Raw genomic sequence first — 26,335 nt, forward strand, 5'->3', positions numbered from 1 at the left:
CTTTCTTCCTTTTAACTTCTCGTGGCTTGCGCGTCGTAGCCGGCTTAGAGCGGGATATTTCCGTGCTTCTTGGCGGGAACGCTGACAACCTTGCGGTCGAGCAGGCGCAGGCCCTCGATGATCTGGCCGCGGGTCTCGGACGGCGGGATCACGGCGTCGACGAAGCCGCGCTCGGCAGCCATGTAGGGGTTAACGAGTTCGCGATCGTACTCGGCCTCGTATTCCTTCATCAACTCCTGGACGTCCTTGCCCTCCTTGGCGGCGGCCTTCAGCTCCTTGCGGTAGATGAAGCCCACGGCGCCGGAGGCGCCCATCACGGCGATCTGTGCGGTGGGCCATGCGAGCACGATGTCCGCGCCCATTTCCTTGCCGCCCATCACGCAGTAGGCGCCGCCATAGGACTTGCGGGTGATCACGGTGATCTTGCCGACAGTGGCCTCGCAGTAGGCGTAGAGCAGCTTCGCACCGCGGCGAATGATGCCCTCGTACTCCTGGTTGGTGCCGGGCAGGAAGCCGGGCACGTCCACGAACTCGAGGATCGGGATATTGAAGGCATCGCAGGTGCGCACGAAGCGGGCGGCCTTCTCGGAGGCCTTGATGTCCAAGCAGCCGGCGAACTGCATCGGCTGGTTGGCCACAATACCCACGGAGCGGCCCTCGACGCGGCCGAAACCAATGATGATGTTTTCGGCGTAGTTTTCCTGAATCTCCAAGAAGTCGCCATCATCGATGATGCGGGTGATGACGTCCTTCATGTCATAAGGCTGGTTCGGGGAATCCGGAATGAGGGTGTCCAGCTCCAGGTCAGCTTCGTTGATGTTGTCCTGGATGGAGCCCTCCATGATCTCCGCTTCCATACGCGGGGCCTCATCCCGGTTGTTCTGCGGGAGGAAGCCGATGAGCTCGCGCACCCAGTCGAGGGCGTCGGCGTCATCTGCGCCGGTGTAGTGAGAGGTACCGGAGGTGGCCATGTGGGTGGAGGCGCCACCCAGCTCTTCCTGGGTCACTTCCTCGCCGGTGACGGTCTTGATCACCGAGGGGCCGGTGATGAACATCTTGGAGGTCTTGTCCACCATCACGATGAAGTCCGTGAGGGCGGGGGAGTAGACGTGGCCGCCAGCGCAGGCGCCCATGATCAGCGAGATCTGCGGGATCACGCCGGAGGCTTGGGTATTGCGGAAGAAGATCTTGGAGTAGAGGCCGAGGGAGACCACGCCCTCCTGAATGCGGGCGCCCGCACCCTCGTTGATGCCGATGATCGGCACGCCGGTCTTAATCGCCATATCCATGATCTTGACGATCTTTTCGCCGTAGACCTCGCCGAGGGCGCCACCGAAGACGGCGCCATCCTGGGAGAATACACACACCTTGCGGCCGTCGATGGTGCCATAACCGGTGACGACACCGTCGGTGACGGGGCGCTTGGCATCGAGGCCGAAGTTCTTGGAGCGGTGCCGGGCGAGGGCATCGATCTCCACGAAGGAGCCATCATCGAGCAGATACTCAATGCGCTCACGAGCGGTCTTCTTGCCCGCCTCGTGGACCTTCTCCACAGAGGCAGGGCCCATCGGGGCCTGGGTTTCATTCAGGCGGGCTCGCAGATCGGCGAGCTTGCCTGCGGTCGTATTTACGTCGGGCATGGTATCGCCCGGAGTCTGTGCGGCAGTCATAGTTCCTAAGTTTAGGTGTTGAAGGCCACAATGTTGTCCAAAGCAGCCTTCATTTCAATTTTCACCGCAAAAATCCACATATACGGGGGTAGTGTTCGGCGGCAAAACCCCCACCTCGCCTCGGTATGAGGTGGGTATTTCCCTGAGATGAGGTGGGGGTATGGGGTGGTGGGATGGCGCTTCGCCGCCCCGTCCGCGGGCCCTTAGAGCGGCATATTGCCGTGCTTGCGGGCGTGGCGGTGTTCCACCTTGGAACGCAAAAGACGCAGGTTGCGGATGATGGACTCGCGCGTTTCTGAGGGCAGGATGACGGCGTCGATAAGCCCGCGCTCGGCAGCCTGATAGGGGGTGAGGAAGTGGTCGTTGTACTCCCGCTCATAGGATTCGATGAGCGCGGCCACGTCCTTGCCCTCGGCGGCGGCTGCGCTCAGCTCCTTGCGGTAGATGAAGCCCACGGCGCCGGCCGCGCCCATCACCGCGATCTCCGCGGTCGGCCACGCCAGGTTCAGATCGGCGCCGAGGCCCTTGGAGCCCATCACGCAATAGGCGCCGCCATAGGCCTTGCGCATGGTCACGGTGATCTTCGGCACGGTGGCCTCGCCATAGGCGTAGAGCAGCTTGGCGCCACGACGCAAAATGCCGCCATATTCCTGGGCCGCACCGGGCAGGAAGCCGGGCACATCCACCAGCATCACGATCGGGATATTGAAGCTATCGCAGGTGCGCACGAAGCGGGCGGCCTTCTCGGAGGAGTCGATATCGAGGCAGCCGGCAAAATGCAGTGGCTGATTCGCCACGAATCCCACCGGTTGGCCATCGACGTGGCCGAAGGCGGTGACAACACTCTCGGCGCGATCGGCCTGGATCTCGAAGAAATCGGCGTCATCGGTGAGGGCGGAGATCACATCGCGCACATCATAGGGAACGCTGGGGGCGTCCGGGATGATGGAATCGAGGGCCAGTTCCTCCACGCTCGGCAGCTCCGCGAGATCCACCGGATCCTCCGGCGGGGCCTGGTCGCGGTTGTTATTCGGCAGATAGCGAAGCAAGTCCTGCACCCACTCCAGCGCATCCTCATCCGAGCTGGCGGTGTAGTGGGTATTGCCGGCGGTGGACATGTGGGTAGAGGCCCCGCCCAGCTCCTCTTGGGTAATGAGCTCGCCGGTGACGGTCTTGATCACGTCCGGGCCGGTGACGAACATCTTGGAGCTTTCATCCACCATCACCACGAAGTCGGTGAGGGCGGGGGAGTAGGCGTTGCCGCCGGCGCAGGCGCCCATGATCACCGAGATCTGCGGCACCACGCCGGATGCCTGCACGTTCTGGTAGAAGGTCTGCGCGATGAGATCCAGCGAGACGGCGCCTTCTTGGATGCGGGCGCCCGCACCCTCGTATAGGCCGATGAGGGGGCGGCCGGTGGTGGTGGCGAGTTCCATGATCTTGATCATCTTTTCGCCATAGACCTCTCCCAGGGCGCCGCCAAAGACCGCAGCGTCCTGGGAGAAGACACAGACTTCCCGGCCGTCGATGGTGCCCCAGCCGGTGACAATGCCATCGGTGAGCGGCCGGCGTGCGTGCATGCCGAAGTCGTGGGTGCGGTGGCGTGCCAGCTGATCGGTTTCCACAAAGGAGTTCTCATCCAGCAAGAAATCGAGGCGTTCCCGAGCGGTGAGCCGGCCTTGGCTGTGCCGCTTCTCGATGGGGCGGGTGCCCATGGGGGTGGCGGCATCGGAGCGCAGCTGCTTCAGGGTGGCGATCTTTTCGGCGGTGGTGGGGCGTCGATTCGGATCGGGGAGGGTGTCGGCGCGCAAAGGTGAGGAAATTGTCATGTTTGGGGATAGTAGAGCATTCTTTGTTTTGTGTCCAGAAATTCTGGGCATGTCGCCCAACTTTTTCCGTGTTCTCCCACACAGCCACCGCAGCGAGCGCAGTGCAGCGGCGGACACAATCCGGTGCATAGGGCGAATAAAGGACTAGTCTTAGAGGGCATGAACGAGCGCAGACCAATTGATACGGCCCGACTCCACCAGCGTGTCGTGGGTTATGGTCCCTTCACGCACCTCTACTACACCGAAGAAACCGGCTCGACGAACACGGACCTCGCCAAGGCGGCCACCGAGGGCGCCCCCACCTGGTCCGCGGCGGTGACCGAATCCCAAACCGCCGGCAAGGGGCGCAAGAACCGGGTGTGGGTCACCCCGCCGTATTCGCAGGTCACGCTGTCTGTCTTATTCCGCCCGCACGGCTCCGCCCTCGCGCGGCTGGGAACAATGCCGCTGATGACAGGGCTGGCGCTTATCGACGCCTTGCGCGAGCACTCCATCAACGCCCAATTGAAGTGGCCCAATGATGTGCTGCTCAATGGCAAGAAGCTCTGCGGCATCCTCGGCGAAGCCGTCTCCTTGGGCGAGGAGCCGGCGCTGGTGATGGGCCTAGGCCTTAATGTCTCGCTCACCCAGGAAGAGCTGCCGGTGCCGCACGCCACCTCGCTCGAGCTAGAAGGCTATGAGGTAGACCGCACCGATCTCGTCGGCGATATCCTCCTGGCGCTGCATCACCGCCTCGGCCAGTGGGCAGCCGGGGTGATCAGCCCCATGGACGCCTACCGCGAGGTATGCAGCTCTATTGGGCAGCAGGTGCGGGTGCATCTCTCCGAAACGCAGGTACTGGAGGGCGAGTGCGTGGGTGTGGGCGATGATGGCCGCATCCACGTGCGCGATACGGCCGGCGAGCTCCACCAGCTCTCCGCCGGCGATGTGGAGCACCTGCGGCTGAAGCGCTAGGCTGTGAGGCCACTATGACCATTGTGGACAACCGCGAGCGCTGCATCTTTGACGCCACCACCCCGGTGACGGGATTGACCTTCCCGGTGCTCGAACTCGTGCTGTGGACAGGGCTGGCGTGGATCGCCATCGGCTTTTTCGATCGCCTGCCCGGCAGCCCCGGCTATGAGCAGGTGGGCTACTTTCCCGCAGAGACCCGCGGCCTGGTGCTGCTGCTGTGGGTACTGCTGGTGCTGTGGCGCTTCGTGCTGCCCGTGGTGCGCGCCCGCCGCCGCCGCTTCACGGTGACCACCCAGCGGGTAGTGGTGCGCGGGCCCGCCCTGCGCGCCCGCTCCCAGTCGATTGGGATGCGCTATATCTACCGAGCGAGCAAGCAGCGCGGTGCCGTGGTCCTCGAGGTGGCCGGCCAACCCCACCCGATGGTCTTTCGCGGGGTGCCTAAGTCCAAGCAGGCGGTCAAGGCCATTAATTCCGTGCTGGCGCAACGGCGCTAGGCGGGCGGTGGCTGGGGTGGCCTTAAATACCCAGCGGGGTCTTTGACCTCCTACACTGTGTATCTGTGACTACAGAGCAGCCAGCTAGCGAGAACATGTCCGCCCACGCCCCCGGCTTTCCGATCGTCGCCGTGATCGGCGATGGTCAGCTCGCCCGCATGATGCAGACGGCGGCCATCGAATTGGGGCAATCCTTGCGCGTGCTTGCCTCCAGCCCAGACTCCTCGGCCGCCCAAGTGGCCCACGATGTGCATATCGGCGACTACACCGATCTGGATGATCTCCGCGCGGTCTGCACCGGCGCAGACGTGGTGACCTTCGATCACGAGCATGTGCCCAATGAGCACCAGCACACGCTCATCGGAGAGGGCGTTAATATCCAGCCCCGCCCCGAGGCGCTGGTCTACGCCCAAGACAAGCTGCTGCAGCGGCGCCACCTCAGCGAGCTGGGCGCACCCGTGCCCGACTTTGCCGCCATCACCAGTATCGCCGACGCCCGAGAGTTCTTCGCCCGCGTCAACGGCGCGGTATGCCTCAAGGCACGCCGCGGCGGCTATGACGGCAAAGGCGTGTGGTTTGTCGATAGCGAAGAGGAACTGTGTGAACGCGTGGAGACACTGCTCGGCCAGGGCATTGACCTCATGGCCGAAACCAAGGTGGAGCTGCGCCGCGAGCTCTCGGCCATGGTGGCGCGCCGCCCCTCCGGCGAATGCGTGAGCTGGCCGGTGGTGGAGTCGGTGCAAGAAAATGGGGTGTGTGCGCTGGCGGTTGCCCCGGCCCCTGGCCTCGATGAGAGCGTCGAGGCGCGCACCGCCGCGATGGCGCGACGGGTGGCGGACACACTCGGAGTGACGGGGGTGCTGGCGGTGGAACTCTTTGAAACCACCGCGGGTGAGATTTTTGTCAACGAGTTGGCCATGCGCCCCCATAACACCGGGCACTGGACCCAGGATGGCTGTGTGACCAGCCAATTCGAGCAGCACCTGCGCGCGGTGCTGGATATGCCGCTGGGGGCGACAACCCCCACCGCCGGCTACACGGTGATGGCCAATATCCTCGGCGGCGAGGAGGATCCCGAGCTCAGCTGGGCCGAGCGCCAGACCGAGGTGGGGAAGCGCTATCCCCAGGCCAAGATTCACCTGTATGGCAAGGGCTATCGCCCAGGGCGCAAGATCGGGCACGTCAATCTCAGCGGCGAGGGCGATGTGGACGCCCTGCGCGACGATGCGCGCGCCGCCGCCTATTTCATGGTTCATGCACACTGGCCCTCACAGTCGTGAGCGCCCGCGAGCGGATGATCGAAGGAGAAAAAGAATGCAGCCAGTAGTTGGAATTATCATGGGCTCGGACTCGGACTGGCCCACCGTGGAGCCTGCCGCGGAGATCCTCGCCGAGTTCGGGGTGCCTTTCGAAGTCGGCGTGGTCTCGGCGCACCGCACCCCGGAGCGGATGCTGGACTATGCCCGCGAGGCCCATACCCGCGGCCTGAAGTGCATCATCGCCTGCGCCGGCGGGGCCGCGCACCTGCCCGGCATGGTGGCCGCGGCCACTCCTTTGCCGGTGATCGGCATTCCGCGGGCACTGAAGGATCTCGATGGCATGGATTCGCTGCTGTCGATCGTGCAGATGCCCGGCGGCGTGCCGGTGGCCACCGTCTCCATCGGCGGGGCGAAAAACGCCGGCCTGCTCGCCGTGCGGGTGCTCTCTGCTGGTGATTCCTCACTGCTGGAGAAGATGGTGGACTACCAGGAGAATATGAAAAACGAGGTCTTGGAAAAAGACCGCGCCCTGCAGAAGAAGCTGCTCGGGTGAGTCCCCAGCCGCGGCCTGTGGTGGTGCTGGGCGCCAGCGTGGAGCAGGCCCAGCCGCGCCGCCCCCTCGAGCGGCGGCTGCGTGCGGCCCTCGTCCCCGGCCGTGCAGCAATCGCCCGCGGGGACGTGGTGGTGGTGACCGGCCGCGATGAGGCGCCGGTAATGGCACAGTGGCTGGCAGAGCACGGTATCGAGCGGGCCTCGATCGTGCTGGAAGACCGTGCGGAATCCACCAATGAGAATCTGGAGCACGTGCGCGAGCTGCTACGGGAGCACTATGGGCGAGAGGACATCCGCTATGTGGTGGTCTCGAATCGCTTCCATCTGCCCCGTATCCGGCTGTGGGCGTGGCATCACGGCTATGCGGTAGAGACGATCGGGGCGCCCACTCCCTTCCCCGAGGTGCTGTGGTTATGCCTGCGGGAAGCGGGGGCGCTGGCGCATTCAGCGCTGCGTATCGTCTGGCGGAAGCTGAAACCTATTCTGGCCGCTGCGCCACAGGGTCACCGTGGCGATCACCAACACGAGGGCCAGTAGCGCCGGCCAGACCTCCGGCTCGGGGCGGAGAATATTAGCCACCGCCTGCGCCACGGCGACTGCGGCGAATGTGCCGCAGAATCCCACGAGCGCCTCCCACACCAATTTCTTGCGCCTCATCTCACTCGACTGCGACACAGTGGCGATCCCTCCTCGAGCAGTGGATGTGTGTATTCTCCGTGGCCCATCTTATCGGCCGGCGGTTTAGCCCTTCACGCCGCCGGCGGTGAGGCCGGCGACGATGCGGCGCTGGAATACCAGCACCATGATCACCAGTGGCACAGTCACCAATGCGCCGGCGGCCATGATGGCCGCGTAAGGATATTCGAATGCCGAGGGGCCAGAGAAGCGGGCGATGGCGACCGTCACCGGCTCGGTGCTGGTGGTGGAGAGCTGCTTGGACAGCATGAACTCGTTCCAGGTGGCGATGAAGGCAAGGATCGCGGTGGTAAACAGCGCCGGCGCGGCCAGCGGCAAGAGCACGGTGCGGAAGGCCTGGCCGCGGCTGGCGCCGTCGACGCGGGCCGCCTCCTCGAGCTCCCAGGGCAGCTGCTGGAAGAAGGAGACGAGGGTGTAGATGGTCAGCGGCAGCGCAAAGGAGATATTCGGGATGATCAGCGCCCGGTAGGTGCCGATCCAGCCGAGATCGCCGAAGAGTTGGAAGAGCGGGGTCACTAACGCAATACCGGGAAACATGGAGGCGGCCAGCACGATACCGGTGACAAAGCCCTTGGCGGGAAAGTCGAGCCGCGCCAAGGCATAAGCGGTGAACACGCCCACCATCACGGCCAGCACGGTGGTGACGATGCCAATGAGCAAGGAATTGCCGATCGCGCCGAGAAAGTCATTGCCCTTATCGGTGGCCAGGGCGTCGCGGAAGTTATCTAAGGTGACGTGGGTGGGCCACGGGGTGGTGTCGAAGGTGTGGGAGCTATCGCGCAGCGCGGTCACGAGCATCCAGTAGAAGGGGGCCAGCCCCCACACCAGAATCAGGATCACGCCGATATAGTTGCGCAGTGCTTTCATCGCTGGGCCTCCTTCAGCTGCAGCGGGGCATCTACCGCGGGCAGGGCCACGGTAGACGAGGGGAGTGCATCATCGTCATCGGTTGTGCGTTCGTCCTGGGTGGCACTGCGATTGACGTCAGCGCCGAGGAAACGAATCATGATGAACGCGACGGCGAAGATGAGCAGGAAGATCAGTGTGGACAGCGCCGAGGCGGAGTTGAAGTTATTTTGCCGCAGGTCCTCCACCACCAGCTGCGAGATCGTCGCGGTGGGGGAGTTGGAGGACGCCGAGATCATAATGACCGGCAGATCGTACATGCGCAGGGTGTCTAGGGTGCGGAAAAGCACCGCCACCATCAGCGCCGGCCGGACCAGCGGTAGGGTGATCTGGCGGAAAATCTGCCAGGAATTCGCGCCATCGACCTTGGCGGCCTCGTAGACCTCCTTCGGGATCATCTGCAGCCCAGCCAGGATCAGCAAGGCCATAAACGGGGTGGTTTTCCACACGTCGGCGACGATCACCGCGAAACGCGCCGCCCAGGGATCAGTGGTCCACGCGACGTCGTGGCCCAGCAGGGAGTTAATCACCCCGTGCGGGGCGAAGATGAACTGCCACAGCTTCGCGGTGACCGCCGTGGGGATCGCCCACGGGATGAGCACCGCAGCGCGCAGCAGGGCGCGGCCCTTGAACTCGCGGTTCATCACGATCGCCATCCACATGCCCAGGACCACCTCGATGCTCACAGCCACCACGGTGAAAAAGAGCGTCACCCACACTGCCGGCCAGAAGTCGGAGGAGATCACGCCGGATGGGCAGGTGCTGATGGTGCCATCAGGCTGCATGCAGCGCTGGGTGAGCCAGTACAGGTAGTGATCGACACCGGCGAAGCCGCCATCAACGAACACGCCCGTGGTGGGATCGAGCTTTTTATCCTGCTGGAACGACAACCAGATGGCGCGCACGATCGGATAGCCGATCACGATCGCCAGCACGGTCATGGCCGGCGCGATGAGAAACGCGGCCTGCCGCCGTTGCTTCAACCTTTCCATCAGCTGCTACTCGCTTCCTTGGTATCGGGTGCAGTGGAGCATTCTTTTTGTCTCTTCTCTCAATCTAGCGCCAGCGCTCTCTCAGTGAGGCGTGCTCGCCCCCGCTGGCAGGGAGGGCGGCGTCGATAAGCGCAGAAAACCCACTGCCCCGAGAAATAGGACAGTGGGTGCGCGATGGCGCAGCGCCAAGGACTAACGCGAGGCGTTGGTGATGGCGGCGGACATCGACTCGGTGGCCTCGTCTACGGTGACGTCGCCCTTGAGGGCGGCGGTGGCGTTGTTCTGGATGGCCTTAGACACGGCGGTGTAGAAGGGGGTCACCGGGCGCGGCTTGGCGTTTTCCAAGGACTCCTTCAGCGCGGGCAGGTAGGGGAACTCCTCAACCAGGGCCTCGTCATCGTAGATGGAGGCCAGCACCGGCGGGAAGGACTGCGCGGCGAAGCTCTTCTGATTCTCCTCGGAGACGATGAACTCCATGAAGTCCTTCGCGGTGGCCTTGTGCTCGGAGTTGATGTTGATGGCGTTGTTGTAGCCGCCCAGCGCGGACACGCCCACGCCGTCCTTGCCCACCAGGGGCTGGACCTCGAACTTGCCGGAGGTGGCCTCCGAGTCCTCGGCGTTGCGGTACATGTACGGCCAGTTCACCGCGTAGGCGGTGGTGCCCTCGGTGAAGGCCAGGTTGGTCTCCTCCTCGGTGGTGGCCAGGGCGTTCTTGGCAATCACGCCATTCTTATAGGCGTCCACCATGGCCTGCAGGCCGGCGCGGGAGTCTTCGGACTCCACTGCCGGGGTGCCGTCCTCGTTGAGCACCTCGCCGCCCCAGCCGTGAATGAACGCGGAGGTATTGACGGTCAGGCCCTCATACTCCTTGAGCTGGATCGTCAGGCACTCCTTGTCCGAGACCTCCTCGCAGGAATTGGCCAGATCCTCCCAGGTTTCCGGGGCGTCCTTGACCAGCTCGGTATTGCGGTAGAGCAGCTGCGCGTTGGTGTTCTGCGGCAAGGCGTAGAGAGTGCCGCCATAGGTGGCGGACTCCACGGTGGCCTCCAAGAGGCCATCGGTGTCTACCTCGAGGTCATCGGTGAGCGGAGCCAGCCACTGATTGGCGGCGAAGTCCGCGGTCCACACCACATCGAGGGCCATCACATCGAAATCCGAGTTGCCGGCTTGCAGCGACTGCACCAGGGTGTCGCGCTGCGCATCGGCCTCGCCGGCCAGCTCAGAGAGGGTAACCTGCTCGTCCGGGTGCTCGGCATTCCACGCCTCGATAATGGGCGTGATCTTATCGGTGTCGTTTTTGCCCATCGCGAAGGTGATGGGGCCACGGCCATCGGCGTTGTCCACCTCGGGGGCTTCGGCGCTACCACCGTCGGAGGAACACGCGGTGAAAGCCAGCGCGGTTGCCGCGAGTACCGCGGCGGTGGACATGCGGGAAGTCGACATATAAAACTCCTTGCGTACTATGAACAACTTCCCTCAAATGTAGTGACCCGCAGACACCCTGCGGGAGACTTGTGTAGTCGATCACCCCTAAAGAGGGCTATGTGATGCGACCGCCAGTCTCCACATCGAAGTAGTGGGCCTTGGCGAGGTCGAGCTCCACGGTGATCTGCGTGTCTCGGCCGATGGGCTCGCCATCGTGGCGCACCGCGAGCCGCACCTCGGGGCTGGAGATCAGATGCCCGTAGAGATAGGTGCTCGAGCCGAGTACCTCCACCAGATCCACCACGATCTCCACCGGGGCCCAGTGGCCTGGGCGCTGCTCGCCCGGCACCGCGACGTGCGCATCCTCGGGGCGAATACCCAGCATGACCCGCCCGCGCTGCGGATCGGAGATCTCGATGAGGTTCATCGAGGGCGAGCCAATAAACCCGGCCACAAAAGCATTAGCCGGCTCGCTATAGAGCTCCTGCGGGGTCGCGACCTGCTGCAAGATGCCCTCATTGAGCACCGCCACCCGATCAGCCATGGTCATGGCCTCCACCTGGTCATGGGTGACATATACGGTGGTGGTGCCGAGCGTGCGCTGCAGGGCAGAGAGCTGGCTGCGGGTCTGCACGCGCAGCTTGGCGTCGAGATTCGACAAAGGCTCGTCCATAAGAAAGACCTGGGGCTCGCGCACGATGGCGCGGCCCATCGCCACCCGCTGTCGCTGGCCACCGGAGAGATCCTTGGGGCGGCGATCCAGCAGCCCATCCAGATCCAAAAGCTGTGCCGCGCGCTCCACCCGCTCGGTGATCTCCGCCTTGCTGTGCTTGGCGAGCTTCAGCGAAAAGCCCATATTCTCCCGCACGCTCATGGTGGGGTAGAGCGCATAGTTTTGAAAGACCATGGCGATATCGCGTTCCGCCGGATCCATGCTGCTCACATCCTGATCCCCGATGAGGATGGAGCCGGAGCTAATCGCCTCCAACCCGGCCAAGGCCCGCAGGGTGGTGGACTTACCACAGCCCGAAGGGCCCACGAGCACCAAGAACTCGCCGTCGACGATCTCGAGGTCGAGATGACTCACCGAGGGCCGGGGCGCGCCGGGGTAGGTGATGGAGACATCGTTGAAACGCACAGAAGCCATGGCTTATATCCTAGGGCCTGCGCGCCCCGAAAAGGCAGGACCTACACAAGCGGGCCCACACAAGCGAGCCCACACCACAGAGACTCAGGGCGCCTTGGGGGAATCGAGCAGCGCCTTCTCGGCGGCGGCGATCTCTGCCAGGCGCTCCGCGGGGGCGCCGCCCGCTACCACGACGGCGCTGCCCCCAGCACCGATCGCCGCGAGGGCACGGTGATCCGCAGCGGGATTCTCGCCGCGCAGCAGGATGCGCGCGGCCGTGCCCTCGGGATAGAGCTGCGCCAAAGGCTGGGTGGGGTGCGGGAAGTGATCGCCGTGCAGGCGCACCTCCGCGCCGAGATCGAGGGCCTCGCCGATGTCGATGCCGCATTCGGCGGCGGAGCGGCCGAAGCCATCGATGGTCACGGCAATAAGCTCGCGGTCCTCCGCGCTGTCCAGCCGCGTGGCGTCCTGGAAGAGCACCTCGCTCTCAGTATCTGCCGCATCCGCCACGGTGAGCTGGGCGGCCGCCGCCCCGAGCAGCACCACTAGGCGTTGCCAGGAGCTATCGACGTCGATGGCGATGCTCTCTCCAGGGCTGAGATCCAGCTCCTCGATGAGGAAGTTTCCCATCTTGGCGGCCCAGTTATCGAGGGTCAGCGCCGAGAAATCCATGCGGAATCCGCGGGCTTCATCGTAGAAGGTCAATACGGGGGCGCTGGGGGCGTCGCGGTGCGCGTCGAAAAGCGTGAGCATGCACCCTAACCTAGTTGACGCAGCGCGGGCCGTCTCCGCCGGCATCGAGCGTGGGGGAGAGCTGAGAGTCCTCCAGCTCGGTGCCGGGCTCGCCGATGACCTCGGTGGACTCGCTTTCTACAGGGGCGTTTTCATCCTTCGGGCCGATGTAGTCATTGTGCACAACCACCACGACACTGCCCGGGTTGAGGGTGGGGGAGGAGGTCACGGGCACCCCGCCGAGCTTGTCGGCGAGGGCGAGGGCGGCCGGATTCTGCGGATCGGCGGCCACCACCTGGGAGTAGGTGTACAGCCCTGCCGGGGCATTGCCGATTTCGCCCAGGGTGTAGCCGTCATTCTTCAGCGCCCCACCCACCTGCGCGGCGAGGCCGGTGGTGGTGGTGGAGTTGAGGACGGTGACGTCCGTGATCGCGCTGGGGCCGGCGTTATCGGCAGCCGCGCCCTCCGCATCCCCGCGATTGTCCTGGCCGTCCGTGGACTCCTGGCCGTCTTGCTCGTCGCGGTTGAGCAGGCGATCAAAGTACTCGTGCACCTCGTTGCGATCCACGGTCACCACCGACTCGCCATAGTCGCCCACACCGTCGATGCTGGTGACGGGGATGGTCTCAAACAGCACATTGCCGCCGGCCAGATCCTGCAGCTGGGTGGCGAAGCTCATGATGTCCCAGTCCTCGTCGATGATCACCGATCGGGTGACGGCATCGCCCATCTGGTTCAACTTGGAGGGGCTGGTAAGAGTGTTGGTTTTCAAAGCGGTCTGCACCAGCGAGGCCATATAGGCCTGCTGGCGCACAATGCGGTCGAGGTCGCCGCGGGGCAGGCCGTGGCGCTGACGCACGAAGGCTAGGGCCTCTTTGCCGCTGAGGGTTTGGCGGCCGGCGGGGAAATCCGCGCCGGAGAACTTGTCATAGGTGGCCTCGTTCAGGCACACCTCCACGCCGCCGACAGCGTCGGTGAGCAGCACGAAGCCGAGCAGACCCACCTCTGCGTAGTGGTCGACGGTAATGCCGGTGAGATCCGCGATGGCGTCGATTAGCCCCTTGCGGCCGGCGTCTTTGGATTGGCGGGCAATCTGCTGCTGATCGGTCATGCCCTCGTTGTTAAGGCGGGTGACTTCCTTGGCCTTGTGCGCGGCAAAGACACCATTGATCTTGAGATTGCCAAACTCGTCATCATGAATATAGGTATCGCGCGGAATGGAGATAGCGGTGGCGGAAGAGCCATCGGAGGGCACGCGCACCACCATGATGGTGTCGGTATTGTCATTTTGCTCATCGCCGGCGTGCAGCATCTCGATCTCCTCGGGGGAGAGCGAGTTGCCCTGGGCGTCGGTGCGGGAGTCAGAGCCGACGAGCAAGATATCGGTGGCGCCATCGCTGGGGGCATTCGAGCCGAGGCCGAGCGAGAGATTGCCCGCGCTGGCCACATCCGAGCCGATACGCCCCACCGAGAAGTAGCCGAGGCCAGAAATGGTCAGCACCATCACCGACAGCACCGCAACCATGGCCCGCCACCCTTTGGGGCCGGCCTGCTGCAGCTCGACGCCCGCCTTGGGGGCGGGGCTGATGTCGCGAACATAGCGTTGACGGTTCGAGCCTGACACGGGTGCTACACGCTCCTGACTGTGGCGCAACAAGGATCTGCTCCGCACCCAGCGTGCCGCGTGCGGATTGTGCTGCGGGGCGCTACGGATACCCGCCGCGCCGACAGCATATGAGATTCTAGTGACAAAGCACCAACAATTCCTAGACGCCGCCCGTCAATCCCCAAGGACACTCATGCGTATTACCGTCACCGGCGCCGGGGGCCAGCTTGGCCGCGCCCTCCGTCTGACCTGCCCGCCCGAGCGTCGCCAGCATCTCACCTGGCTCAGCCGCAGTGAGCTGGACATCACCTCCCCGCAGCAGTGTGCGCTTATCGACGCCGACCTCATCATCAACACCGCCGCCTTCACCGATGTGGACGGCGCGGAGACACAGCCCGCCGCGGCTGCGGCCAGCAATACCCGCGGCCCCCAGCTGCTCGCCGAGCATGCCGCCCGCACCGGGGCCTTCTTGGTGCATGTGAGCACCGATTATGTGATGGGCGCTGGGGCGGCGCCCGCTCCACAGCCGGCGCCGGAGGATGCGCCCTGCCACCCAGAGACGGTGTATGGGCGAACCAAGCTCGCCGGGGAGCAGGCCATCGCCGCCAGTGGCGCCGCCGCCACGGTGGTCCGCACCGCGTGGGTGTACTCGGGGCAGGTGCTGCCCGAGGCCCGCGATTTCGTATCGACGATGCTGCGGCTAGAACGCGAGCACGACACGCTGACTGTGGTGGATGACCAATGGGGCAATCCCACCTTCGTTCTTGATCTGGCGCGAGGGCTGTGGGAGATCGTCGATAAGCATGAACAAGGCCAGCCCCTACCGCAGGTGCTGCATTGTGTGGGCGGCGGCGAGGCCGTGACATGGTGCACCCTAGCCCGCGAGGTTGTCCGTGTCGTGGGGGCTGATCCGGCACGGGTGAAAGCCGTGGACTCCAGCGCCTATCCGCGCCCGGCACGCCGGCCACATAATTCGGCCTTGGGGACGCAGGCGTGGGAGCGCGCCGGGCTGACCCCGCTACCGGAGTGGCGCAGCGGGGTGCGCCGTGCGGTGAGCGGTAGCATGGAGTGATTGTGGATACCAATGCTCTAGCCATCATCACCGTGACCTATTCTCCTGGCCGTCACCTGCGGGAGTTCCTCGATTCCCTCCCCGCGGCCACCTCCCGGCCGGTGCGCGTGGTCATGGCAGATAATGGCTCCCGCGACGGCGCCCCCGAGGCGGCCGAACGGGACTATGACTGTGCGGAATTTCTGCCCACCGGCGGCAATGTGGGCTATGGACATGCCATCAATATTGCTGCCCAGCACCTCCAGGCCGCGCGGGCGGCGGGGGAGGTGGACCCGCGCTATCTGCTCGTGGTCAATCCCGATGTGGTGTTTGGCCCAGGCAGTATCGATACGCTCCTGAACACCGCGGACACGTGGCAGGGCTCGGTGGGCTCGGTAGGGCCGTACATTAAGGAGCCCGATGGTTCTGCCTATCCTTCCGCCCGCGCCGTGCCCACGCTCGGGCTGGGTATCGGGCACGCGCTACTCGGCGGGGTGTGGAAGAACAACCCGTGGTCCCGCCGCTACCGCAATGATGCGGATATGAGCACCGCCCACACCGCCGGCTGGCTCTCTGGTTCCTGCCTGCTGCTCAACTGGGAGGCCTTCGACGCTATCGGCGGCTTCGATGAACGCTATTTCATGTACATGGAAGATGTGGATCTCGGAGATCGTTTGGGTCGGGCCGGCTATGAGAATGTCTTTGCACCTGCCGCCGTGATCACCCACGCCAAGGGCCATGTGGCCGATCGGGACCCCGGCCGGCTGCTGCCCGCGCACCATGAATCCGCCTATCGTTTCCAGGCGGATCGCTATCCCAAGGCCTATCACCTGCCGCTGCGCGTGGCCCTGAAAGTGGGGCTGAAGCTGCGGGAGATTCTCGCCGTGGCGCGGGCGCGCCGCAGCGCAGACTAGCCGCGCCGGCGGGGCGGAGGGCAGTGCCGCGCCCTGTGAACAGCACCACCGATATTTGCCGCGGCGCGTGGGCGTGCCGCGACCGACGCGGGCGCGGGCTGGGATAGATTACAAGGAAAGCACCACTGCTTTGGCTGCGGCTCACCCCTGCGTGCAGCCTGCGCCTCAGACGTGGGCGGGACTATTGAGATAAGTAAGGTACAAGCACTCGATGATGAGCTCACCCCAGACATTCGATCCGGCGTCGACGACCCTGGCCGAGGGTACCGAGGTACCGGCGCGCGAGGTAGATGCTGTGATCTTGGTCGGCGGCAAAGGTACGCGCCTGCGCCCGCTGACGGTGAACACACCGAAGCCCATGCTTCCCACCGCCGGCGTGCCCTTCCTGCAGCACCTGCTCGCCCGCATCAAGGCGGCCGGCATGACCCACATTGTTCTCTCCACCTCCTATAAGGCCGAGGTTTTCGAGTCCTACTTCGGCGACGGCTCCGAGTTTGGGGTCGAGATCGACTACGTGGTGGAGGAAGAAGCCCTCGGCACCGGCGGCGGCATTCGTAACGTGCTGGAGAAGCTGCGCTATGACACCGCGCTCGTCTTCAACGGCGATGTGCTCGGCGGCGCGGATCTCGGGGCTCTCTTGGACACCCATGCCGCGAATGAGGCGGATGTGACCCTGCACCTGGTGCGCGTGGCCGATCCCCGCTCCTATGGCTGCGTCACGACCGATAGCGATGGGCGCGTGGTGGAGTTTCTGGAAAAGACCCAGGACCCGCCCACTAATCAGATCAATGCCGGCGCCTATGTGTTCTCTCGCCCGGTGATCGAGACCATCCCCGCCAATCGCAATGTCTCCGTGGAGCGCGAAATTTTCCCGCGCCTGCTGGAGGAGGATTGCCGCGTGTTCTCCTATGTGGACAACTCCTATTGGCGCGATATGGGCACCCCGGAGGACTTCGTTCGTGGTTCTTCGGATCTGGTCCGCGGTATTGCCCCCTCGCCGCTGTTGGCAGGGTGCACCGGCGAGTCCGTGGTGGCTCCCTCCGCGGCGGTGCGCGATGGCGTGCTGCTGCTCGGCGGCACGGTGGTGGGCCGCGGCACCGAGATCGGCGCCGGCTCCCGCCTCGACGCCACCGTGGTCTTCGATGGCGCCACCATTGAGCCGGGGGCGATCATCTCCAATTCGATTATCGGCGCGGGGGTGCATATCGGCCCCAATACCCACATTCACGATGCAATTGTCGGCGATGGCGCCACCTTGGGGGCGCGCTGCGAGCTGCGCGGCGGGATGCGCGTGTGGCCGGGGGTGTCCATTCCGGATGGCGGCATTCGCTTTTCGACGGATGCCTAGCGGCCCGCGGTAGTCGCTGCCCGTAGTCTGCGCGCGAGGGACGCGCTGTGGGCCCGTTGGCATATATGGCCGGCGACATCTATATGTAGTACCCCCACGCCTCACCCCCGAGGCTGGGGGTTTGTTAATTCTGTGACGAATGTGGCGATTATCCAGCAAATTCGCACATTTTCATCCAGGGAGGGCCGAAGCGGCTTGACGATATCTAGGCCCGCGTGTGTAATCACAAGTGTGTAACTGGCTCGCATTCCCTCTCGCTAGCCGGAGTCAAAAATCCACCCCAGTGGTGGGTGAGGAGCGGACCATTCTTCGGTGAAAATCACACGGAATGTTCCACCCCGAATACTGTCGGACTGATCTAGTGAGAGATAGCAGTGCGGGCTGCGCGCGAAGCGCGCTGAGGAAGTAGCAAGAGATCACGCCGGCAAAGAAAGGGGGCTTGACGTGGAAAATAAGGCCGATCACCTCGTGATCAGCAGCGTCGAGGGTGACTACCCCGATACTGAGGCGCAGGATCACGGCGATGCCACCACCCGTTCCGCTGCGGCGGAATCCTCCTACGGTGAACTCAGTTTTGATGATCTCTTCGGAGCCGTCGAGCAGGAATGGCACGACCAGGCGCTATGCGCCCAGACTGACCCCGAGGCATTCTTTCCTGAAAAGGGCGGCTCCACCCGTGAGGCCAAGCGCATCTGCAAGGCCTGCGGTGTCCGCGATGAATGCCTGGAGTACGCCTTATTGCACGATGAGCGCTTCGGCATTTGGGGCGGACTCTCCGAGCGTGAGCGTCGCCGTCTGAAGAAGCAGCTCGGCTAATACGAGCCTTCCTCCTGTTCAGAGCAGCCTAGACCCGCGGGTCTAGGCTTTTTCTTTTTCTCCGGGGCCCCAGTGCCGCCATTAGAGCTCGAAGCTGGGATCGATCACGGTGGGGGCCACATTGAGGAATGAGGCCACCAGGGCCACCAGCACCGTATCGAGCAGCTCGGCCCGCTCCTGGGGTGTGGGCGCCCGCAGCTCGATGGGCTTGCGGAAGAGCACGATGCGCGGACGGGTGGGATTGCCATAGCGATCCACTCCGGCGGAGATGACGCGCCCTAGCGGCACCGGCCCGTCCGAGGCGATATCGTCCGGCAGGATCGTCAGATCGGTGCGCAGGCGCATGCGCGGGATCATGTCGATGGCAATATCGAGATGGTCCAACTCCGCGGCGAAGCGAGCCTGAATGGGGGCATAGGCCGCCAAGACGGCGCGATCAAAATCTTCGCTGCGGCTGACAAAGCGGGGCAAGGCCGCGGGCATCAGGGGCCCACGCACCCCGCGACCTCGACGATCGCGAGAACGGAGGCGGGCAGGAAGGGTGCTCATAGCTTCCCACTCTAAGTGGCCGCGGCGACCAGATGGGTGAGGCGCCACCGCCAAGGACTGTCTAAACCTTGACTAACAGTCTAGACTTTTGGGGCGTGAGCCAATTTCGTCGTTGTTCCCGTCCTGGCTGCGGCAAGCCTGCCGTGGCAACGCTGACTTATGCCTATGCGGAGTCCACTGCCGTGGTGGGGCCGCTCGCTGCCCGCAATGAGCCCCACAGCTGGGACTTATGCGCAGATCACGCCGCCCGCATCACCGCCCCCTTAGGCTGGGAGATGCTGCGCGTGGATGGCATTGATACGGGGCTGCAGGACGATGATGAGCACCTCACCGCCCTCGCCGAGGCCGTGCGTGAGGTGGGCAAGAATGCCTCCGGGCTCGTGCCGCGCTCGGCTCTAAGCGAACATGGCTCGAGCACCCGCGCCGACGCTCAGCAGCGCGCCCGCGATGCGGAGAACCGCCGCCACCCCGCGCGCAGCCGCCAGGATCGCCCCAAGGGCGCGGTGGGCAAGCGCCACCTCTATATCGTTCCTGCTGAGAACGAGGAATCCTAAGCGGCGGCCGCCGTGTCCGCGCGGCGGGCTATAGTTGTCGGTACGTTTTTAATCCAGTAGATCTACGTGCCTGCAAAGGAAAGAACTTTATGCGCTCGCCAGAGGCAGTCCATGCTGTAGTGAAGGCCTACGATATCCGCGGAGTCGTCGGGGAGAGTATCGACGCAGAATTCATGTACGACACCGGCGCCGCTTTCGGGCACCTGATCTATGGTGAGGGGTCCCGCCTGCTGGCCATTGGCCACGACATGCGCCCCAGCTCTCCGGAGCTCTCCCAAGCCTTCGCCGACGGCGCCGCCTCCCAGGGCGTGGACGTCATCCACCTGGGACTGGCCTCCACCGATGAGCTCTATTACGCCTCCGGGGTACTCGAGTGTGCCGGCGCGATGTTCACCGCCAGCCACAACCCCGCCCAGTACAACGGCATCAAGCTCTGCCGCTCCGGGGCGAAGCCGGTGGGGCAGGAGACCGGGCTGGCCGATATCACCGAGATGCTCATCGAGGGCGTGCCGGTGTTCGAGGGCGAGCCCGGCAGCATGGAAAGCCGCGATGTGCTCGAGGGCTATGTGGACTATCTCAACGAGCTGGTGGATATTTCCTCCATCCGGCCGCTGCGGGTAGCCATCGACGCCGCCAATGGCATGGCGGGGCTGACCGCCCCAGCGATGTTCGCCGATAGCCCCATCGAGGTCGCAGACCTCTACTTCGAACTCGACGGCACCTTCCCCAACCACGAGGCCAATCCGCTCGACCCGAAGAACCTGGTGGATCTCCAGAAGTTCGTGCTCGACACCGGCGCCGATGTCGGTTTGGCCTTCGATGGCGACGCCGACCGCTGCTTCGTGGTGGACGAGAAGGGCCAGCCGGTAAGCCCCTCGGCAATTTGTGCCCTCATTGCCGAACGCACCCTGCGCGAGCATCCCGGTGCAACGATCATCCACAATCTCATCACCTCCAAGAGCGTGCCGGAGATTATCGCCGAGCACGGCGGCACCGCCGAGCGCACCCGCGTGGGCCACTCCTTCATTAAGAAGACGATGGCCGATACCGGGGCGAAGTTCGGTGGCGAGCACTCTGCGCACTACTACTTCACCGACTTCTTCAACGCCGACTCCGGCATGCTGGCCGCGCTGCACGTCCTCGCCGCCCTCGGCGAGCAGGAGGCCCCGCTCTCGGAGCTGATGGCCCGCTATAACCGCTACGCCGCCTCCGGCGAGATCAACTCTGTGCTGGAGAATGCGCAGCAACAAGAGGAGCGTCGCGAAGCAGTGGTCGAGGCCTTCGCCGACCGGGCGGAATTCATTGACCGCCTCGATGGCGTGACCGTGGAACTGGCCGGCACTCCCGCTTGGTTTAATGTCCGCGCCTCCAATACCGAGCCGCTGCTGCGGCTCAACGTGGAGGCACCCACCGCCGCTGATGTGGAGGAGCTCGTGAACGAAATCCTCGGCATCATCCGCGCCTAACCCACCGCTAGGGGCCGCCAGCCATGATGAACCAGCAGGAACTCTTCGACCTGTCCCACGAGGGCGCCCAAATCCGCGCCATTGCCAGCGCCGTGCGCGACGGCGCCCTCGAGCTGAGTACCTCGCCGCGGGCGATCATCGTGGTGGCCCCCGACTATCTCAATCGCTGCGTGGTGCGCGCGGGGCTGGCCCTGCTGCCCAGCGCCGGGGTGCCGGTGGTGTGTGTGCCGGCGCTTCCGCGCTACGCAGGGGCGATGGATGTGGTGATCATCAGCGCCGATGAAGCCCACGAGCCCCAGGCCTATGCCGCCGCCAGCGCCGCCCATGCGCGGGGATGCGTGAGCATCCTGCTCAGTCCTTTCGCCTCCTATACCGCCGAGGAAACCGGGGTGGCTGGGGTGCCGGCACTGCCCTCGGTGACGCAGAACTCGCCGGCGCGCACCATCGCGGCCCTCGCCGCCGCCGTGCTCGGCCTGCGCATGGACGCCGCCGGGGTGGCCGATACCCTCGACTCGATTGCCGATGAGGTGGATGAGGAACTAGCCGCCTGCCACCCTGATCGCGATAGCGTGGTCAATCCGGCGCGCTCCTTGGCCGAGTATGTCCAGGACTCGCCGGTGGTCCACGTGGCAGCCAGCGACGATAGCGAGGAGATCGCTACCCTCATTGCGGTACTCTTTAGCCGCGCCGGCGGCGTACACACGGCGCTATCGGCCCAGGGGCATCGGCTCCACGATGAGTCCTCACCGAGCTCAACTGAGGACATCTTCTATGACCCGTTCCTCGACGAACCGCCGACGATGCTATCCTCAAAGGTTGTTGTTTGGGCACTCGGCTCCGTAGCCGATCTTGTGATGCCTATTGAAGCGCGCTGCGAATACTGCGAGAATCATTCAGCAGACACAGCGGACGCGCTGCCACTCGGAGACGCGCACCCAGCCGACTCCGAGTCACTTGCACCAGGCTTAAGGCTCATTGCACGCGCGTGGGCAGCCAGCTGCGCCACTGCTTAAATGCGCAGTGCACTGGCTTCTTGTGTCATTGCATGAGCCGCTTTAAGGCGTGCGCCGCAAAGCGCAGGCCAAGGAGGTAATAGAAGTACATGCACCGTCTCGAGGGAATCGAGCGGGCCTATCCATGGGGTTCCCGCACCGCCATTCCACGGCTAAAAGGGGATCAGGCCCCCGCGCCGCATCCCATCGCCGAACTGTGGTTCGGGGCGCACCCGGCTTCCCCTTCCACGGTGGACGGCGAGCCGCTGAGCGAGCTCATTGCCCAGCAGCCCAGTGAGTGGCTGGGCGAGCGCATCGCCGATCGCTACCAGAACCGGCTGCCGTATTTGGTCAAGATTCTCGCCGCCGATGAGCCCTTGAGCCTCCAGGCCCATCCCTCGAAGCAGCAAGCCGAGGACGGCTGGGAGCGGGAGAATGCTCTCGGTATTCCGGTAGGCGGGGCGCAGCGCAACTACAAGGACGATAACCACAAGCCCGAGGTGCTGGTGGCGCTGTCCGAGTTTGAGGCCATGGCGGGATTCCGTCCCCTCGCGCAGACGATTCAGCTGCTGCGCCAGCTGAACTGCGCGGCCATGGAGCGCTACCTGCACATGATCGACGATGGCCAGGCGCTCGCGGAGAAGGAAGAGGAAAACCGCCTCCGGGCGCTGTTCACCACCTGGATCACCATTCCCACCGCCGCCCGGGCGGAGCTGATTCAGAACCTCATTGGCGCCATCGACGCCCTCGATGAGACACAGGTGGAGCCGTGGATCGCCCACACTGTGCACAATGTGCGCGCCATCAATGAGCGCTATCCCAATGACATCGGCGTGTTGGGTGCCCTGCTGCTCAACCACGTGCGTCTCGAGCCCGGCGAGGCAATCTATCTGCGCGCCGGCTCGCTCCACGCCTATCTGCACGGGGTGGGTGTGGAAGTGATGGCCAACTCGGACAATGTGCTGCGCGGTGGCCTCACCACCAAGCACGTGGACGTGCCCGAGCTGGTGAAGGTCTTGGGCTTCGCCCCGCTCGTTGATCCCTTCGTGACAACACAGAGCACCACCCAGAACGGGACCACCATCACCCGCTATCCCGTGCCGATCGAGGATTTCACGCTCTCCTGCGCGCATATCGACGCCGCGAACCCGCCACTCGATCTAGAGCTCAGCGGCCCCACCATTCTGGTGGCCACCGCCGGCGAGCTGACGGTCACCGATGCCGCGGGCGAGCAGCTGACACTTCACCCCACCGAGGCGGTGTGGGTGGATGAGCGCGATCGCGCTGTGAGCGTCTCCACCAGCGAGAGCGCCCACCTCTTCTGGGCGTTCGCCTAAACACCCCACGAACCCCAAAAAACGGCCCCCATCCTCAGGGAGGGGGCCGTTTCTGCTGTCCGGAAAAGAGCTGTGGGTTAAGAGCTGGGAGTGTTTCGCGGCGAGCTCACTGTGGGGCCGGTGCTCGTAGCGTCGGCGCTGGCGTTCTCGGCCGCCGGAGAAGGCTGTACGGCGGAGCTGCTCGGAGCGGCGGAGGAGGGCGCCGGGCTGCTCTGCTGGGAGCTGCTCGGGGCCGTGCTCGTCGCGCTCGGTTGGGTGCTGCTGCGTTCACCCGCAGAGCGCTCGCTGGGCTCTACAGGGGCGGAGCTGGACGGCTCGCTCGAGGGCGTGCCCGTTGTCGTGCTCTCCGCGGGTTCATCAGCGGGGCTGCTCGGCACGGGCTCGACGTCCCCAGTGGTCGGGGTGTAGGTGTCATCATCCTCCGGCGTCGTAGTCGTGCTGCTCTCCGAGGAGGTGCTAGAGGAATCACTCGTGCCCGGAGTGGAGGAGCTGCTGCTGATTGCAGGGGTGGAGGGCTCGCCCGTGCCAATGATCGGAGGAATGCTCGGGAGCAACGACGGCAGCTGCGAGCTTGTCGTCGCGGTTTCGCCGGTGGTCGGCAGGCGCAGCACCTTGGTGGGCGGGGCCGTGCTACTCATCGGCGCACCGAGGGACTGCGGGGTCGAGCCGCGGTTGGGGGCGAGGGGCGTCATGCGGGAAGGGCTGGCCTGGTACTCGGCCGAGCTGTCCTCATCCTCCCGGCGCTCCGGCTCGCTCGACGCCTCGGTGGAGGAAGAAGAAGAAACGCTCTCGGATTCATTGACCGAGACATAGCCGCCGCGGGTCTCCGTGGATCCTTCGCTGCGGCCAGTATTGGGGGCCGAGAGCCACCACGCGCCGACACCCACGATCAGTGCGATCGCCAAGCCGGCAGAGGTGAATAGGAAGAATCGCTTCAGGTCGGTATCAACCATCGCTCACCTCTCTTCCGCTCAGCGAGCGTTATGCACCGCCTATGAGCAAATATAACGAATCTATAACTCGCCAAGGACGATAACACGAATAGGGGACCCGTGAAAAGAGCGATAAGCCAGAAAAGTTGAGCGCTGCGGCGCTTGTGCTTGACAGCGGGGACATCAGACGTTAGCCGCGGTGTGCCTATTGGGCGGGTTCAGGAGCCCATTTCGCCGCGCGGCGCGCACTCCGGCTCCACGTGCCGGTGGGAACAAATATTGCGCCGAGGTAAGCCGTGGTAGATATGGGATAAACACGCGTCATCGCCCTCATACAGTCCATCGTCCTTCGGGCAGCTCCACTGTTGCTGTCCCGCCGCGGCGAAAGCGGACACCAGCGTAGCTCAGGGGTGCGACGGTGGCGCGGTCGGAGTGAATACTGAACAAGCACGGGAGTGAGGTCAGCATGAGTAGTTGGGATGAAAGCATTTTCACCGAGGACGTCAATGTGGAGTTTCTCGATGAGCTCTCCACCCTCGACGGCGAGGAGATCATCGAAGCTGTTGACGATGCCTGCACGCTAGCCCTGCGCCAGCCCGAGGTATCCGAGGCCGAGCTGCACAATGGGCTCGCCGCCGCCACCATCGCCGCCATTTGGGCTGGCGCGCCCTATAGCGCCGGTGCGGTCGTGGAGGACTATCCCTTCATTCGCGAGTTCAGTGGCTCGGGCTCCGAGGAGCTGCGCGAGACCGCGGCCGAGCTCTTGGAAACCTCGGTCGAGGACGCAGACATCGACGTATTCCTCGAGGCGCTCAACTAATGCTGGTTGCCGTCGAAGGAATTGACGGGGCAGGAAAGAACACGCTCGTCACTGCCCTGCAGCAGCGCATCCCCAGCATGGAGGTGCTCGGCTTTCCCCGCTATGAGGACTCCGTGCACGCCCAGCTGGCAGATAAGGCCCTCAAGGGCGGCATGGGCGATCTCATCGACTCGATTCACGGCATGGCCACGCTCTTTGCTCTCGACCGTTTGGGGGCGCGGGAGCAGCTGGCCGCCGCTGCGGCTGATCCCACCCGAGTGCTGGTGCTCGATCGCTATGTGGCCTCCAATGCCGCCTATACCTCGGCGCGACTGTGCGATGACTCCGCAGCGCAGTGGGTGGCGGAGCTTGAGTTCACCACCTTTGCTCTGCCCGCGCCTGATGTGCAGGTGCTGCTGGATACGCCGGTGCAGATGGCGGCGGCGCGAGCGCAGCGTCGTGAAGCGCAGGATGCCACCCGCACCCGCGATGCCTATGAGCGCGACGCGGATCTGCAAACGCGCACGGCCTGTGCTTATCGACGCCTCGCCGCGGAAGAATGGGGCAGCCCGTGGATTGTGGCCGCCCCGGAGGATTCGCCGGCGAAGACAGCTGAACGCATCATGAATACATTAGGTATGGAATTATAAAACTATGGGTGCACCGAAAATTCTCGTCGTAGATGACGATCCCGCAATCTCTGAGATGCTGGTCCTCGTGTTAAAGACCGAGGGCCTGCAGGCGATCCCGGTTCTCGATGGCGCCGAGGCCGTGAGTGCTTTCGAGCAGCATCAGCCCGATCTCGTGCTGCTGGACCTCATGCTGCCCGGCATGAATGGCATCGATATTTGCCGTGTCATTCGCCAAAACTCCACCGTGCCGATCATCATGCTCACCGCCAAGACGGACACCGTGGACGTGGTGCTCGGGCTGGAGTCCGGGGCCGATGACTATGTGAATAAGCCCTTCAAGGTTCAAGAGCTCGTGGCGCGCATTCGGGCGCGTCTGCGCCGCGCCGATGATGAACCCGGCGAGCACTTCGAGATCGGTGGGCTAAAGATCGATGTGCCGAGCCATTCCGTCACCCGTGATGGGGAGGAAACCCAGCTCACCCCGATCGAGTTTGATCTGCTCACCGAGCTGGCCCGCAAGCCCGGCCAGGTGCTCTCCCGGGAGGAGCTGCTGGAAAAGGTCTGGGGCTATCACAATGCCTCCGATACCCGACTGGTGAATGTGCACATTCAGCGCCTGCGCGCCAAGATCGAGAAGAATCCCGAGAATCCGCAGATCGTATTGACCGTGCGCGGCGTCGGTTATAAGACCGGCGCAGTGTAGG

Annotated in this window: 27 protein-coding genes; 16 read left to right on the top strand and 11 right to left on the bottom strand. The window is 64.3% G+C overall.

Annotated elements, in window-relative coordinates; all coding sequences use genetic code 11:
- Positions 1–44: 44 nt before the first annotated feature.
- On the bottom strand, positions 45–1,670 hold the full coding sequence (locus KRX12_RS09275; protein ID WP_218365243.1) for an acyl-CoA carboxylase subunit beta: 1,626 nt from the start codon (positions 1,668–1,670) through the stop codon (positions 45–47).
- 203 nt (positions 1,671–1,873) lie between these two features.
- Positions 1,874–3,499, bottom strand: coding sequence for an acyl-CoA carboxylase subunit beta (locus tag KRX12_RS09280; protein ID WP_218366443.1), 1,626 nt, complete (start codon positions 3,497–3,499; stop codon positions 1,874–1,876).
- Between the two features lie 159 nt (positions 3,500–3,658).
- Here KRX12_RS09280 and KRX12_RS09285 point away from each other — a divergent pair, with 159 nt between their 5' ends.
- The 5 genes from KRX12_RS09285 to KRX12_RS09305 all read left to right on the top strand — a co-directional run bounded on the left by KRX12_RS09285 (position 3,659) and on the right by KRX12_RS09305 (position 7,295).
- Positions 3,659–4,453 (top strand): biotin--[acetyl-CoA-carboxylase] ligase, encoded by a 795-nt coding sequence (locus KRX12_RS09285; RefSeq protein WP_218365241.1) that lies wholly within the window; start codon positions 3,659–3,661, stop codon positions 4,451–4,453.
- A gap of 14 nt (positions 4,454–4,467) precedes the next feature.
- Entirely contained in the window at positions 4,468–4,947 is a 480-nt protein-coding gene (locus KRX12_RS09290; RefSeq protein WP_218366444.1) for a hypothetical protein, read from the top strand.
- Between the two features lie 95 nt (positions 4,948–5,042).
- Positions 5,043–6,227, top strand: a complete 1,185-nt coding sequence (locus tag KRX12_RS09295) for a 5-(carboxyamino)imidazole ribonucleotide synthase (protein WP_218366526.1) — start codon at positions 5,043–5,045, stop codon at positions 6,225–6,227.
- Positions 6,228–6,261: 34 nt separating this feature from the next.
- The gene (gene purE / locus KRX12_RS09300; RefSeq protein ID WP_151550079.1) at positions 6,262–6,759 is read left to right on the top strand and encodes a 5-(carboxyamino)imidazole ribonucleotide mutase; all 498 of its coding nucleotides are present in this window, start codon (positions 6,262–6,264) and stop codon (positions 6,757–6,759) included.
- Positions 6,756–7,295: a YdcF family protein gene (locus tag KRX12_RS09305; protein ID WP_218366445.1), complete on the top strand. Its 540-nt coding sequence runs from the start codon at positions 6,756–6,758 to the stop codon at positions 7,293–7,295. Before purE ends, KRX12_RS09305 begins: the two co-directional genes overlap by 4 nt.
- On the opposite strand, the gene KRX12_RS10925 is transcribed toward KRX12_RS09305, so the two are convergent.
- The 7 genes from KRX12_RS10925 to KRX12_RS09335 form a co-directional block, all read right to left on the bottom strand.
- Positions 7,203–7,415: a hypothetical protein gene (locus KRX12_RS10925; protein ID WP_255549308.1), complete on the bottom strand. Its 213-nt coding sequence runs from the start codon at positions 7,413–7,415 to the stop codon at positions 7,203–7,205. The genes KRX12_RS09305 and KRX12_RS10925 overlap by 93 nt on opposite strands.
- Before the next feature lie 84 nt (positions 7,416–7,499).
- Positions 7,500–8,321 carry a carbohydrate ABC transporter permease gene (locus KRX12_RS09310; protein WP_151529508.1) on the bottom strand — a complete coding sequence of 274 codons (822 nt, stop codon included), beginning with the start codon at positions 8,319–8,321 and terminating at the stop codon, positions 7,500–7,502.
- Positions 8,318–9,352, bottom strand: a complete 1,035-nt coding sequence (locus KRX12_RS09315; RefSeq protein WP_218365238.1) for a carbohydrate ABC transporter permease — start codon at positions 9,350–9,352, stop codon at positions 8,318–8,320. Before KRX12_RS09315 ends, KRX12_RS09310 begins: the two co-directional genes overlap by 4 nt.
- Before the next feature lie 192 nt (positions 9,353–9,544).
- Positions 9,545–10,795 (bottom strand): ABC transporter substrate-binding protein, encoded by a 1,251-nt coding sequence (locus KRX12_RS09320; RefSeq protein ID WP_218366446.1) that lies wholly within the window; start codon positions 10,793–10,795, stop codon positions 9,545–9,547.
- 97 nt (positions 10,796–10,892) lie between these two features.
- Positions 10,893–11,924 carry an ABC transporter ATP-binding protein gene (locus KRX12_RS09325; RefSeq protein ID WP_218366447.1) on the bottom strand — a complete coding sequence of 344 codons (1,032 nt, stop codon included), beginning with the start codon at positions 11,922–11,924 and terminating at the stop codon, positions 10,893–10,895.
- An 84-nt stretch (positions 11,925–12,008) separates the two neighbouring features.
- A complete protein-coding gene (locus KRX12_RS09330; RefSeq protein ID WP_218366448.1) occupies positions 12,009–12,656 on the bottom strand; it encodes a TIGR03089 family protein in 648 nt (215 codons plus the stop codon).
- Positions 12,657–12,666: 10 nt separating this feature from the next.
- Positions 12,667–14,160 (bottom strand): LCP family protein, encoded by a 1,494-nt coding sequence (locus tag KRX12_RS09335; protein ID WP_218366527.1) that lies wholly within the window; start codon positions 14,158–14,160, stop codon positions 12,667–12,669.
- Positions 14,161–14,434: 274 nt separating this feature from the next.
- Here KRX12_RS09335 and rfbD point away from each other — a divergent pair, with 274 nt between their 5' ends.
- The 4 genes from rfbD to KRX12_RS11030 all read left to right on the top strand — a co-directional run bounded on the left by rfbD (position 14,435) and on the right by KRX12_RS11030 (position 18,370).
- Entirely contained in the window at positions 14,435–15,313 is an 879-nt protein-coding gene (rfbD, locus tag KRX12_RS09340) for a dTDP-4-dehydrorhamnose reductase (protein ID WP_218366449.1), read from the top strand.
- The gene (locus tag KRX12_RS09345; protein ID WP_218366450.1) at positions 15,310–16,206 is read left to right on the top strand and encodes a glycosyltransferase family 2 protein; all 897 of its coding nucleotides are present in this window, start codon (positions 15,310–15,312) and stop codon (positions 16,204–16,206) included. Before rfbD ends, KRX12_RS09345 begins: the two co-directional genes overlap by 4 nt.
- Before the next feature lie 214 nt (positions 16,207–16,420).
- The gene (locus KRX12_RS09350) at positions 16,421–17,554 is read left to right on the top strand and encodes a sugar phosphate nucleotidyltransferase (RefSeq protein ID WP_370625580.1); all 1,134 of its coding nucleotides are present in this window, start codon (positions 16,421–16,423) and stop codon (positions 17,552–17,554) included.
- A 471-nt stretch (positions 17,555–18,025) separates the two neighbouring features.
- Entirely contained in the window at positions 18,026–18,370 is a 345-nt protein-coding gene (locus tag KRX12_RS11030; protein ID WP_370625236.1) for a WhiB family transcriptional regulator, read from the top strand.
- Positions 18,371–18,451: 81 nt separating this feature from the next.
- Here the strand turns inward: KRX12_RS11030 and KRX12_RS09360 are convergent, their stop codons facing one another.
- Positions 18,452–18,919, bottom strand: coding sequence for a metallopeptidase family protein (locus tag KRX12_RS09360; RefSeq protein ID WP_218366451.1), 468 nt, complete (start codon positions 18,917–18,919; stop codon positions 18,452–18,454).
- 95 nt (positions 18,920–19,014) lie between these two features.
- Between KRX12_RS09360 and KRX12_RS09365 the strand changes: the two genes are divergently transcribed.
- The 4 genes from KRX12_RS09365 to manA all read left to right on the top strand — a co-directional run bounded on the left by KRX12_RS09365 (position 19,015) and on the right by manA (position 23,268).
- Positions 19,015–19,473 carry a DUF3499 domain-containing protein gene (locus tag KRX12_RS09365; RefSeq protein WP_151529494.1) on the top strand — a complete coding sequence of 153 codons (459 nt, stop codon included), beginning with the start codon at positions 19,015–19,017 and terminating at the stop codon, positions 19,471–19,473.
- 89 nt (positions 19,474–19,562) lie between these two features.
- The gene (locus tag KRX12_RS09370; RefSeq protein WP_218366452.1) at positions 19,563–20,939 is read left to right on the top strand and encodes a phosphomannomutase/phosphoglucomutase; all 1,377 of its coding nucleotides are present in this window, start codon (positions 19,563–19,565) and stop codon (positions 20,937–20,939) included.
- Positions 20,940–20,962: 23 nt separating this feature from the next.
- Positions 20,963–21,952: a hypothetical protein gene (locus KRX12_RS09375; RefSeq protein WP_218366453.1), complete on the top strand. Its 990-nt coding sequence runs from the start codon at positions 20,963–20,965 to the stop codon at positions 21,950–21,952.
- Between the two features lie 89 nt (positions 21,953–22,041).
- A complete protein-coding gene (manA, locus tag KRX12_RS09380) occupies positions 22,042–23,268 on the top strand; it encodes a mannose-6-phosphate isomerase, class I (RefSeq protein ID WP_218366454.1) in 1,227 nt (408 codons plus the stop codon).
- A gap of 77 nt (positions 23,269–23,345) precedes the next feature.
- Here manA and KRX12_RS09385 read toward each other — a convergent pair whose 3' ends face one another.
- Positions 23,346–24,221, bottom strand: a complete 876-nt coding sequence (locus KRX12_RS09385; RefSeq protein WP_218366455.1) for a hypothetical protein — start codon at positions 24,219–24,221, stop codon at positions 23,346–23,348.
- 445 nt (positions 24,222–24,666) lie between these two features.
- On the opposite strand from KRX12_RS09385, the gene KRX12_RS09390 reads away from it, so the two are divergent.
- The 3 genes from KRX12_RS09390 to mtrA are packed head-to-tail and all read left to right on the top strand — an operon-like array spanning position 24,667 to position 26,334.
- On the top strand, positions 24,667–25,020 hold the full coding sequence (locus KRX12_RS09390) for a DUF4259 domain-containing protein (protein WP_218365229.1): 354 nt from the start codon (positions 24,667–24,669) through the stop codon (positions 25,018–25,020).
- The gene (locus tag KRX12_RS09395; protein ID WP_218365228.1) at positions 25,020–25,649 is read left to right on the top strand and encodes a dTMP kinase; all 630 of its coding nucleotides are present in this window, start codon (positions 25,020–25,022) and stop codon (positions 25,647–25,649) included. Before KRX12_RS09390 ends, KRX12_RS09395 begins: the two co-directional genes overlap by 1 nt.
- Before the next feature lie 4 nt (positions 25,650–25,653).
- A complete protein-coding gene (mtrA, locus tag KRX12_RS09400; RefSeq protein WP_218365227.1) occupies positions 25,654–26,334 on the top strand; it encodes an MtrAB system response regulator MtrA in 681 nt (226 codons plus the stop codon).
- The last annotated feature ends 1 nt before the right edge of the window (position 26,335 follow it).

The organism is Corynebacterium sp. TAE3-ERU2 (genome assembly GCF_019209955.1).
Classification (GTDB): Bacteria; Actinomycetota; Actinomycetes; order Mycobacteriales; family Mycobacteriaceae; genus Corynebacterium; species Corynebacterium megadyptis.